Annotated in this window: 10 protein-coding genes; 3 read left to right on the top strand and 7 right to left on the bottom strand. The window is 64.0% G+C overall.

Going from position 1 to position 11,835, the window contains the following annotated elements; genetic code table 11:
• Positions 1-47: 47 nt before the first annotated feature.
• From gcvT to gcvP, 3 genes are all read left to right on the top strand, one after another.
• The gene (gene gcvT, locus KYK29_RS01195; protein WP_254689023.1) at positions 48-1,187 is read left to right on the top strand and encodes a glycine cleavage system aminomethyltransferase GcvT; all 1,140 of its coding nucleotides are present in this window, start codon (positions 48-50) and stop codon (positions 1,185-1,187) included.
• Positions 1,188-1,270: 83 nt separating this feature from the next.
• The gene (gene gcvH, locus KYK29_RS01200) at positions 1,271-1,633 is read left to right on the top strand and encodes a glycine cleavage system protein GcvH (protein WP_254689024.1); all 363 of its coding nucleotides are present in this window, start codon (positions 1,271-1,273) and stop codon (positions 1,631-1,633) included.
• Entirely contained in the window at positions 1,633-4,503 is a 2,871-nt protein-coding gene (gene gcvP, locus KYK29_RS01205; RefSeq protein WP_254689025.1) for an aminomethyl-transferring glycine dehydrogenase, read from the top strand. Before gcvH ends, gcvP begins: the two co-directional genes overlap by 1 nt.
• Positions 4,504-4,616: 113 nt before the next feature.
• Here the strand turns inward: gcvP and sufA are convergent, their stop codons facing one another.
• The 7 genes from sufA to KYK29_RS01240 form a co-directional block, all read right to left on the bottom strand.
• Entirely contained in the window at positions 4,617-5,009 is a 393-nt protein-coding gene (gene sufA / locus KYK29_RS01210) for a Fe-S cluster assembly scaffold SufA (protein WP_254689026.1), read from the bottom strand.
• Positions 5,010-5,141: 132 nt separating this feature from the next.
• Positions 5,142-5,522, bottom strand: coding sequence for an SUF system Fe-S cluster assembly protein (locus KYK29_RS01215; protein WP_254689027.1), 381 nt, complete (start codon positions 5,520-5,522; stop codon positions 5,142-5,144).
• Positions 5,523-5,533: 11 nt separating this feature from the next.
• A complete protein-coding gene (locus tag KYK29_RS01220; RefSeq protein ID WP_254689028.1) occupies positions 5,534-6,781 on the bottom strand; it encodes a cysteine desulfurase in 1,248 nt (415 codons plus the stop codon).
• A 21-nt stretch (positions 6,782-6,802) separates the two neighbouring features.
• Positions 6,803-8,077 (bottom strand): Fe-S cluster assembly protein SufD, encoded by a 1,275-nt coding sequence (gene sufD / locus KYK29_RS01225; RefSeq protein WP_254689029.1) that lies wholly within the window; start codon positions 8,075-8,077, stop codon positions 6,803-6,805.
• Positions 8,078-8,099: 22 nt separating this feature from the next.
• Complete coding sequence (gene sufC, locus KYK29_RS01230; protein WP_254689030.1) at positions 8,100-8,855, bottom strand: Fe-S cluster assembly ATPase SufC; 756 nt, start codon at positions 8,853-8,855, stop codon at positions 8,100-8,102.
• 77 nt (positions 8,856-8,932) lie between these two features.
• Positions 8,933-10,402, bottom strand: a complete 1,470-nt coding sequence (sufB, locus tag KYK29_RS01235; protein WP_254689031.1) for a Fe-S cluster assembly protein SufB — start codon at positions 10,400-10,402, stop codon at positions 8,933-8,935.
• Between the two features lie 137 nt (positions 10,403-10,539).
• Positions 10,540-11,709 carry a cysteine desulfurase family protein gene (locus tag KYK29_RS01240; protein ID WP_254689032.1) on the bottom strand — a complete coding sequence of 390 codons (1,170 nt, stop codon included), beginning with the start codon at positions 11,707-11,709 and terminating at the stop codon, positions 10,540-10,542.
• Positions 11,710-11,835: the final 126 nt, after the last annotated feature.

Below are 11,835 nucleotides of genomic sequence, written 5' to 3' on the forward strand. Positions count from 1 at the left end.
CCGGCGCCATCGTCTTTCAGGGGCGCCACAGGACTGGAGGGCGCCTTTTGGACGAAACGTCTGAACTCAAGAAAACCCCGCTTCATACGCTGCATCTGTCGCTTGGCGCACGTATGGTGCCGTTCGCCGGCTACGACATGCCGGTGCAATATCCGGCCGGCGTGCTGAAGGAACATCTTCACACCCGCAGCCAGGCCGGACTGTTCGATGTGTCCCATATGGGGCAGATCGTCCTGCGCGCCCGTTCCGGCGACAACGCCGACGCCGCCCGTGCCCTTGAAACGCTGGTGCCGGTCGATGTGCTCGGCCTTGGCGAGGGCCGCCAGCGTTATGCGCTCTTCACCAACGACCGGGGCGGCATCCTCGACGATCTGATGATCGCCAATCGCGGCGACCATTTCTACATCGTCGTCAACGCCGCCTGCAAGGATGCGGATTTCGCCCATATGCAGGCCGCCATCGGCGACCGCTGCGAGATCAAGATGCATGACGACCGTGCGCTGGTCGCGCTTCAGGGTCCCCGTGCCGAAGCCGTGCTGGGCGAATTCTGGTCCGACGTGACGGAAATGCGCTTCATGGACGTGCGCGCCTGCGATCTGCACGACGCCGACTGTATCGTCTCGCGTTCGGGCTATACGGGCGAAGACGGTTTCGAAATCTCCATTCCCGCCGATCAGGCGCATATCGTGTGCAGCCGCCTGCTCGATCATCCGGATGTGATGCCCATCGGTCTCGGCGCGCGCGATTCGCTGCGGCTGGAGGCCGGTCTCTGCCTCTATGGCAACGAGATCGATGCGCAGACGACGCCCGTGGAAGCCGCCCTCGAATGGGCGATCCAGAAGGTGCGCCGCAAGGGCGGCGAACGGGCCGGCGGGTTCCCCGGTGCGGACGTCATCCTCGGGCAGCTGGAAAACGGCGCGACACGCCGGCGCGTTGGTCTTCGGCCGGAAGGCCGCGCGCCCGTGCGCGGCGGCGTGGTCCTTTCCACCGACCCGGCCGGCGAGAACGCGGTCGGCACGGTGACGTCCGGCGGCTTCGGCCCGAGCGTCGAGGGTCCGGTCGCCATGGGATACGTCACGACGGACCAGGCCGTGATCGGCACGCAGCTTCACGCCGATGTGCGCGGCAAGGCCCTGCCCGTCACGATCGCCCCCCTGCCCTTCGTCAAAAGCACCGTCAAGCGCTGACAGGCCCCGCCTGCCCGCCGGAAACGGCGGGCATGATCACGGCACGAATACGAACGAAAACCTTCCCGGAGAGAGGAACCACCATGCTGAAATTTACCGAAGAACACGAATGGCTCCAGATCGACGGCGACATCGCGACCGTCGGCATCACCACGCACGCCGCCGAACAGCTCGGCGATCTCGTCTTCGTCGAACTGCCGGAAGTCGGCGGCACCCACGCCAAGGGCGGCGATGCGGCAACCGTCGAATCGGTCAAGGCGGCCTCAGACGTGTTTTGTCCCCTCGACGGCGAGATCGTCGAGATCAACGAGGCGATCGTCACCGATCCGTCGCTCGTCAATTCCGATCCGCAGGGCGCCGGCTGGTTCTTCAAACTGAAGCTCGCCAATCGGTCGGATGCTGACGCCCTGCTCGATGAAGCCGCCTACAAGGAGCTCGTGGGCTGATGACGCTGTCCAAGGATTTCGCCTTCACCGACTACCAGCCCTACGACTTCGCCAACCGCCGTCATATCGGTCCGTCCCCGGAAGAGATGGCGGCCATGCTGAAGACGGTCGGCTACGACAGTCTCGATGCGCTGATCGATGATACGGTGCCGCAATCGATCCGCCAGAAGACGGCGCTTTCCTGGGGGCCGGCGATGAGCGAACGCGAAGCCCTCGACATGCTGCACGAAACGGCGCGCCGCAACGTCAAGCACGTCTCGCTGATCGGCCAGGGCTATTACGGCACCATCACGCCGCCGGTCATCCAGCGCAACATCCTGGAGAACCCCGCCTGGTACACGGCCTATACGCCCTACCAGCCGGAAATCAGCCAGGGACGCCTCGAGGCCCTGCTCAACTATCAGACGATGATCTGCGACCTGACGGGCCTCGACGTCGCCAACGCCTCGCTGCTCGACGAGGCGACGGCCGCCGCCGAAGGCATGGCGATGGCGCAACGTGTCGCCAAGTCGAAGGCAACCGCCTTCTTCGTCGATGAGAACTGCCATCCACAGACCATCGCGCTGCTGAAGACCCGGGCCGAACCGCTCGGCTGGACCGTCATCGTCGGCGATCCTTTCGCCGATCTCGATCCCGTCGACGTCTTCGGCGCGGTCTTCCAGTATCCGGGCACCTACGGTCACGTCCGCGATTTTACCGGCCTGATCGCCCGCCTGCACCAGACCGGGGCGATCGCCGTCATGGCCGCCGATCCCATGGCGCTGGCATTGCTGAAATCGCCGGGCGAGATGAACGCCGACATCGCCGTCGGCTCGACGCAGCGCTTCGGCGTTCCGATGGGATACGGCGGGCCGCACGCCGCCTATATGGCGGTGAAGGACGCCTACAAGCGCTCCATGCCGGGTCGCCTTGTCGGGGTCTCCATCGACGCGCGCGGCAACCGCGCCTATCGTCTGGCGCTCCAGACGCGCGAGCAGCATATCCGCCGCGAGAAGGCGACCTCGAACATCTGCACCGCCCAGGTGCTGCTGGCCGTCATGGCCTCGATGTATGTCGTCTTCCACGGGCCGCAGGGCCTCAAGGCGATTGCCGAAGGCATTCACCGCAAGGCCGTTCGCCTTGCCGCCGGCCTCGAAAAGCTCGGCTACGCGGTGGAACCCGCCGCCTTCTTCGATACAATCACCATTCACGTCGGCAAGTTGCAGGCCGTCATCCTGAAGACAGCGGTCTCCGAGGGCGTGAACCTGCGCAAGATCGGCGACGACCGTATCGGCATCAGCCTCGACGAGCGGTCGCGCCCCTCCACGCTGGAAGCCGTCCTGCGCGCCTTCGGCGGCGATGAACAGGTGACGGATTTCTCCCCCGCCTCCCGCCTGCCGCAAGACCTGCTGCGTACCACCGACTATCTCACCCACCCGATCTTCCACATGAACCGGGCGGAAAGCGAGATGGTGCGCTACATCCGCCGCCTCTCGGATCGCGACCTCGCGCTCGACCGGGCGATGATCCCGCTCGGCTCCTGCACGATGAAGCTGAACGCCACTGCCGAGATGCTGCCGATCACCTGGCCGGAATTCTCGGAGATCCATCCCTTCGTTCCGGCCGATCAGGCGGAGGGCTACCGCTATCTGGTCGAGGATCTGTCGCGAAAACTCTGCGACATCACCGGCTACGACGCCTTCTCCATGCAGCCGAATTCCGGCGCGCAGGGTGAATACGCTGGGCTCCTGACGATCCGCGCCTATCACCGCGCCAACGGTCAGGCGCATCGCGACGTCTGCCTCATCCCCACTTCGGCGCATGGGACCAATCCGGCGTCCGCCCAGATGGCCGGCATGAAGGTCGTGGTCGTCAAGGTCTCGGATAACGGCGACATCGACATGGAGGATTTCCGCGCGAAAGCAGAGCGATATGCGGAAAACCTCTCGTGCTGCATGATCACCTATCCCTCAACCCACGGCGTTTTCGAGGAGAATGTCCGCGAGGTCTGCGAGATCGTGCACCGGCATGGCGGCCAGGTCTATCTGGACGGCGCCAACATGAACGCCATGGTGGGGCTTGCCCGGCCTGGCGACATCGGCTCCGACGTCAGCCATCTCAACCTGCACAAGACCTTCTGCATTCCCCACGGCGGCGGCGGCCCCGGCATGGGACCGATCGGCGTCAAGGCCCATCTGGCTCCCTACCTGCCGGGCCATCCGGAAGTTTCCGACCTCGGCGGCGCAGGCGCGGTTTCGGCCGCTCCCTTCGGCTCGACCTCGATCCTGCCGATCTCCTGGAGCTATTGCCTGATGATGGGCGGCGAAGGACTGACGCAGGCGACGAAGGTGGCGATCCTCAGCGCCAACTACATCGCCGCCCGGCTGAAGGGCGCTTACGACGTGCTCTACGCCTCCGCCAGGGGGCGCGTGGCGCATGAATGCATCATCGACACCCGCCCGCTCGTCGAAAGCGCGGGCGTGACCGTCGATGACATCGCCAAGCGGCTGATCGATTGCGGCTTCCACGCGCCGACCATGAGCTGGCCGGTTGCCGGAACGCTGATGGTCGAGCCGACCGAATCGGAAACCAAGGCGGAGATCGACCGCTTCTGCGATGCGATGCTGGCGATCCGCGAGGAGGCCCGCGCCATCGAGGAAGGCCGGATGGACCGGGAGAACAACCCGCTCAAGAACGCCCCGCATACGGTGGAGGATCTGGTCGGCGAATGGGACCGGCCGTATTCGCGCGAACAGGCCTGCTTCCCGCCGGGCGCGTTCCGGGTGGACAAATACTGGTCCCCGGTCAACCGCGTCGACAATGTCTATGGCGACCGCAATCTCGTCTGCTCCTGCCCGCCGCTGGAAGATTATGCGGAGGCTGCGGAATAGCCGCAAGCCTCTCGGACACGACGTCGCCCCGGCCGGTTTCATCCTACCGGGGCGTTCATCCGGCGCGGATTACGCGCGGGGAAAGTACACGGTGAAACGGCAGCCGGCGATATTCAGCCGACGCGGACGGTCGGGGCTCCGGACGCCGCAAGGGCCGCCAGATCGGCGGGCTTCAGTTCCACGGATTCGCCACAGCCGCAGGCCGACGTCTGATTGGGATTGTTGAAGGTGAATCCGGAACGCAGCGTCGTCACCTCGAAATCCATCTGCGTGCCGAGCAGATAAAGCACCGCTTCCGGCGCGATCCACACGCTCGCTCCGGCACGCTCGATCAGGTCGTCCTTGGGATTGGGATCCGTCACCAGGTCGATGGCGTATTCCATACCCGCGCATCCGCCCTTCTTGATGGCGATGCGGATACCTCTTGCCGTCCCGCCGGCATTCCCGACGATCGCCTTGACGCGATCGGCCGCCGCATCAGTCAGTGTCATCACAGCAAAGGCCATGGGTCCGTTCTCCTTCACCGGCCGGGTTGAAGGCCCGGCGGTTTCCGAATCCGAATTTAGTAACGACGGGTCGACGGATCAAGCCGTGACGGCGTCGGAAGACGGCCGCTCGCGCTGCCTTCGGGCCGCCCGTCAGTACCAGCCGACGGCCACCTGCGCTTCTTCCGACATGCGGTCGGGTGTCCACGGCGGATCGAATGTCATGCTGACCTCGACGCCGGAAACGCCTTCCACCGCGCCGACGGCATTTTCCACCCATCCCGGCATTTCGCCGGCCACCGGGCAACCCGGCGCGGTCAGCGTCATGTCGATCTTCACCATCCGGTCGTCCTCGATGTCGATCTTGTAGATCAGGCCGAGTTCGAAGATGTCGGCGGGGATTTCCGGGTCGTAGACCGTCTTCAGCGCTGCGATAATATCATCGCTCAGGCGCGCCACCTCGTCGGCCGGGATCGCCGAAGTGACGATGCCTTCGCGGGTGTCGTGATTGTTTTCCGTGGCTTCGGCAGACATGGAAGCACTCCTCAGGAAAAGAACTTGCGGGCATGATCGAGCGCATCGGCGAGAATGTCGACCTCCGCGCGCGTATTATACATGCCGAAGGATGCCCGGCATGTGGAGGTGACGCCGAAGCGCTTCAGAAGCGGCTGGGCGCAATGGGTGCCGGCCCGCACCGCGACGCCCGCCCGGTCGATGACCATGGAGACGTCATGGGCGTGGATCCCCTCCAGTTCGAAGGAGAAGATCGCTCCCTTGCCGGGCGCGGTGCCGAAAAGACGCAGCGCGTTGATCGCCGACAGGCGTTCATGGGCGTAGGCGGCCACATCGGCCTCATGCGCCGCGATCGCCGCGCGCCCGACGCTTTCCATATAGTCGAGCGCATAGCCGAGCCCGATCGCCTGGACGATCGGCGGCGTGCCGGCCTCGAAGCGGTGCGGCGGATCGTTATAGGTGACCATGTCTTCGGCCACGTCGACGATCATTTCACCACCGCCCTGGAAGGGGCGCATCTCGCGAAGGCGATCCGCCTTTCCGTAAAGGACGCCGATGCCGGATGGACCGTAAAGCTTGTGACCGGTCATCACATACCAGTCGCAGTCGATATCGCGCACGTCGACCGGCATGTGAACCGCGGCCTGCGACCCGTCGACCAGCACCGGGATGCCCCGCTCACGGGCGATGCGGCAGACGTCCTTGATCGGAACCACGGTTCCGAGCGCATTCGACATATGGGTGATGGCGACGAGCTTCGTGCGCTCGCTGAGGCACTTCTCGAAATCCTCGATGCGGAAGGCGCCGCTGTCGTCGACCGGCGCCCAAACGATCTTTGCGCCCTGACGTTCGCGAATGAAGTGCCAAGGCACGATGTTGGAATGGTGCTCCATGATCGACACGACGATCTCGTCGCCCTCGCCGATCTTCGGCATGCCGTAGCCGTAAGCGACCGTGTTGATCGCCTCGGTCGAGGATTTCGTGAAGATGATCTCGTCCACCGAGGCGGCGTTCAGGAAGCGGCGCACCTTCTCGCGCGCCGCCTCATAGGCATCCGTCGCCGCATTGGACAGGAAGTGAAGGCCGCGATGCACATTGGCGTATTCATCCGAATAGGCCCTGGCGATCGCATCGATCACCGCCTGCGGCTTCTGCGCCGACGCTCCGTTGTCGAGATAGACCAGCGGTTTGCCGTAGACGGTCCTCGACAGGATCGGAAAATCCCGGCGGATCGCCTCCACGTCATAGTCCTGCAAGGGTGTCGGCACTACGTGTTCCATCTCTGCATCCTCGTCGTTTCGTCAGGCGTGCTTTTCCAGCCAGCGGTCGATAACCGCCTCCAGCGCCTCGACGAGCGGCTCGTCTTCCAGTTCCTCGACGATTTCCGCCACGAAGGCGTTGACCAGCATCGCCCGCGCCCGGTTTTCGGGAATACCGCGCGCCATCAGGTAGAAGAGCTGCGTGTGATCGATGTCGATCACCGTCGCGCCATGGCCGCACTGGACGTCGTCCGCGAAGATCTCCAGTTCGGGCTTGGCCGAAAAATCGGCGTCGTCCGACAGGAGAAGCGTGTTGCAGGACATTTTCGCATCGGTCTTCTGGGCGTCCTGCGCAACGCAGATCTGCCCCTGGAAAACACCGTGCGCCCGGTCGAACACCACATTGCGGATGATTTCCGACGACGTCGTGTGCGGAACGTTATGGGCCGCGGTGAAGGTCAGGTCGTTATGCGTGTCGCCGCCGAGCAGGTTGATGCCACGCAGGATGAAGTCGGCTTCCTCGCCGGCCACCTCCACATGGACCTCCTGCCGCACCAGCTTGCCGCCGGCATTGACGACATAGAGACGAAGCTTCGATCCCGCCCCGAGCCGGATACGGACCTGGCCGAAATGGGTATCCGTCACGCCCTGCGCCTGGAGGATAATCCAGGTCACATCGGCATTGTCGTCCAGCGTCACGTCGCTGAGCGTGGTGACGAAGGCCGCGCCCTCGCCAAGCGCCAGATGGCGCTCGATGACGGTCGCCGTCGACCCCGCCCCGAAGGCGACGGGAAAGCGCGCATGGGTCTGTCCGCCGTTCTGAACCGTCTGCAACTCGATCGGCTTTTCCAGGGCCGCACCGGCCGGGACGTCGAGTGCGAAACCGCCACGAACGAAGGCGCCGTTGATTTTCCCGATAAGATCGTCGCGATTGCGGGCGGAAAGGCCCGCTGCCGCCGAACCGTCTGCCAGCGTCTCCGCGAGGGCGCGAACCTCGACGCCCGGCAAGGAAAAATCGCCCGCGACAAGACCGTTCTCGACCGAAAGCACCGTCGATCCCTCGACCAGCGGCTCCACCCTTGCGGCGGAGGCCACGGGCGCCCTGTCCGGCAGCGTGCGCAACAGCGCCTTGAGGTCGGTATAATGCCAGTCCTCGATCCGCCGGGTCGGCAGACCGCCGGCCTTGAATTCGCTGATGAGGCCATCGCGCGCCGTCAGCACCGCGGCGTCGCCCGGCAATTCCCCGACCGCATGGTCATAGGCCTCGCAGAGCGCCATTTCGGCGACGGATAGTTTCATGCCTGTTTGCATGTTCATGAAATCACTCCTTCACCACAAGTCAGGCGGCGTCGCCGATGATGTCCGCATAGCCATTCGCTTCCAGGTCGTGCGCCAGCGTCTTGTCGCCCGACTTGATCACCTGCCCCTTGTAGAGCACATGGACCGCGTCCGGCACGATGTAGTCGAGCAGGCGCTGATAGTGGGTGATGACGACGATGGCGCGATCCGGCGAACGCAACGCATTGACGCCGTCGGCGACGATCTTCAGCGCATCGATGTCGAGTCCGGAATCGGTTTCGTCGAGAATGCAAAGCTTCGGCTCAAGCAGCGACATCTGGAGGATTTCCGCCCGCTTCTTTTCACCGCCGGAAAAACCGACGTTGAGCGGACGGCGCAGCATGCTCTGCTCGATCTTCAGTTCCGCTGCGGCTTCCTTGACGCGGCGCATGAACTCCGGCGTCGTCAACTCGTCCTCGCCGCGCGCCTTGCGCTGCTCGTTCATCGCCACCTTCAGGAACTGCATCGTGGCGACGCCGGGGATCTCCACCGGATACTGGAAGGCGAGGAAGATGCCCTTGGCCGCACGCTCGGACGGATCGAGTTCGAGAATGCTTTCGCCGTTGTAGAGAATTTCGCCCTCGGTGACCTCGTAGTCCTCGCGCCCCGAGAGGATATAGGAAAGCGTCGACTTTCCGGAGCCGTTCGGCCCCATGATGGCGGCGACCTCGCCGGCCTTGACGGTAAGGTTCAGCCCGCGAATGATTTCGGTGCCGTCTTCGGCGATGCGAGCGTGCAGGTTCTTGATTTCAAGCATGAAGATATCCTTTTCGGACGTATTCCAACAATTGGCGCGCGAGCGACCGCGCGGCCGGATTTATTTGCAGCCGAACCTCAGCCGACCGAGCCTTCCAGCGAGATGCCGATCAGCTTCTGCGCCTCGACGGCGAACTCCATCGGCAGTTCCTGAATGACCTCCTTGACGAAGCCGTTGACGATCAGCGCAATCGCCGCTTCTTCGGGAATGCCCCGCTGGAGGCAGTAGAAGAGCTGGTCCTCGGAGATCTTCGAGGTGGTCGCCTCGTGCTCGAAATGCGCGGTGGCGTTCTTCGCCTCGATATAGGGCACGGTATGCGCGCCGCACTTGTCCCCGATCAGCAGCGAATCGCACTGGGTGAAATTGCGCGCGTTCTCCGCCTTGCGGTGGGCCGAAACCTGGCCGCGATAGGTGTTGCTGGAGAAGCCCGCGGAAATCCCCTTCGAGATGATGCGGCTCGACGTGTTCTTGCCGAGGTGGATCATCTTGGTGCCCGAGTCGATCTGCTGATGGCCGTTCGACACGGCGATCGAGTAGAATTCGCCCTGCGAGCCGTCGCCGCGCAGGATGCAGGACGGGTATTTCCAGGTGATCGCCGAACCGGTTTCGACCTGCGTCCAGGAAATCTTCGAGTTCCGGCCGCGGCAGTCGCCGCGCTTGGTGACGAAGTTATAGACGCCGCCCTTGCCTTCCTTGTCGCCCGGATACCAGTTCTGGACGGTGGAATATTTGATCTCGGCATCGTCGAGCGCGATCAGTTCGACAACGGCGGCGTGAAGCTGGTTCTCGTCGCGCTGCGGCGCGGTGCACCCTTCGAGATAGGAGACGTAAGCGCTGTCTTCCGCGATGATCAGCGTGCGCTCGAACTGGCCGGTGCCCTTCTCGTTGATGCGGAAATAGGTCGACAGTTCCATCGGGCAGCGAACGCCCTTCGGCACATAGACGAAGGAGCCGTCGGTGAAGACCGCGGAGTTCAGCGTCGCATAATAGTTATCGGTGGTCGGGACGACGGTGCCGAGATATTTCTTCACGAGGTCGGGATATTCGCGGATCGCCTCCGAGATCGACATGAAGATCACGCCGGCCTTCTTCAGCTCTTCCTTGAAGGTGGTCACGACCGAAACCGAATCGAAGACGGCGTCGACGGCGATCTTCGAGGTCTGGACGCCCGCCAGAATCTCCTGCTCGCGCAGCGGAATGCCGAGCTTCTCGTAGGTTCGCAGCAATTCCGGATCGACGTCGTCGATGGATTGCGGCCCGACATGATTCTTCGGAGCGGCGTAATAGTAAAGATCGTTGAAATCGATCTTCGGATAATCGACGCGGGCCCAGCCGGGCTCTTCCATCGTCAGCCAGCGGCGATAGGCGTCGAGGCGCCATTCGAGCATCCACTCCGGCTCGTTCTTTTTGTCCGAAATGAAGCGGATGATGTCCTCGGACAGCCCCTTGGGGGCCTTCTCCATCTCGATGTTCGTTTCGAAACCGTATTTATACTGGTCCACGTCAATCTGGCGGACCTGATCGATCGTTTCCTGCACCGCAGGCATAGCGTTCTCCAATCTTGCCGGAGACAAGGTCCGGCAGTTTGTCAACGTCTGGCGGTATCACCGCCGGTTATGTAAGCCTCAAAGGTGGCTTTTCCCACCTTCTGGCAAGGGAAAACTTGCATTCGCGCAAAATTCCCTCAGGCTGCGTCGGCTCTCCCGCGTCGGCGCGCAACGATCCGCGCGAAAGCCGCGAGGAATCGCTCCACGTCGGTTTCCGTCGTCGACGGGCCGATGGACACGCGAAGCCCTCCCGTCGAGGCGTCGAACCCCATCGCCGTCAGCACATGGCTCTGCCCCACCTTGCCGGAAGAACAGGCCGAGCCGGCCGAAAGCGCGATCCCTTCCAGGTCGAAGGCGATCTGCCCGGTCTCCGATTTCAGGCCCGGCAGGCTGAAGAAGACCGTATTGGAAAGCCGTTCCGTCCCGCTGCCGTAGACGATCGCCCCGTTGGCCACCCGCCGCATGCCGGCCTCCAGCCGGTCACGCAGCGCGGCGATGCGCGCATTGCGCTCCGCAAGACCGTCGAGCGCAAACCGGGCCGCGGCCGCAAAGCCTGCAAGCGCGGCCGGGTTTTCCGTGCCGGAGCGATGACCTTTTTCCTGCCCGCCACCGCGCACCAGCGCGGCCGGCATCAGCACCTCCCCGCGCGAGACCAGCGCGCCGGCTCCCTTGGGACCGCCGAGCTTGTGCGAGGACAGGATCAGGAAGTCCGCATCGAGAGCGGAAATGGCGATGGGCAGCCGCCCCGCCGCCTGCACCGCATCGATCACCAGAAGCCCGCCGTACCGGCGAACGATCTCCGCCACGGCGGCGACGGGCTGGACGATCCCCGTCTCGTTATTGGCGAGCATCACGGCGACCATGGGCATGCCGGCGGCCGTGTCGTGCGCCGCCAGAAGCGCATCGAGCGCGCCGGTATCCACGATACCGTCCGGCGTCACCGGCACGCCGGTAACGCTTTCGCGCGGAAAACGCCCCCCTTCGCGCACGGCCGGATGCTCGATCTCCGAGACGAAGAGCCGGCCGATCGACAGCGGCGTGCGCCCCATGCGGAAATCCGGTGTCAGCACCATGTTCGCGGCCTCTGTCGCGCCGCTGGTGAAGACCACATGCGCCGGCTCCGCCCCGACAAGCGCCGCCACATCCCGTCGCGCCGCCTCGACCAGCATGCGCAGCGCCCTGCCCTCGCCATGCACCGACGAGGGATTGCCGGTCATGCCGAGCGCGGCAAGCATGGCCTCACGCGCCTGCGGCAACAATGGCGCCGTCGCGTTCCAGTCCAGATATGTGCGCTCGAGTCTCGTCATTCCTCGCCTGTGATCGCTTCCGCCTGCCCCGGGTTTCACGGTCCGGACGCATTTTCCTTGTCTTTTCCGCCGGGCTTGTCTTATGACACAGGCACGCGGCCGTGTAGCCCGCAAAGTTTCGAATGG

Origin of the sequence: Shinella daejeonensis (assembly GCF_024281235.1) — a bacterium.
GTDB classification, from domain to species: domain Bacteria; phylum Pseudomonadota; class Alphaproteobacteria; order Rhizobiales; family Rhizobiaceae; genus Shinella; species Shinella daejeonensis.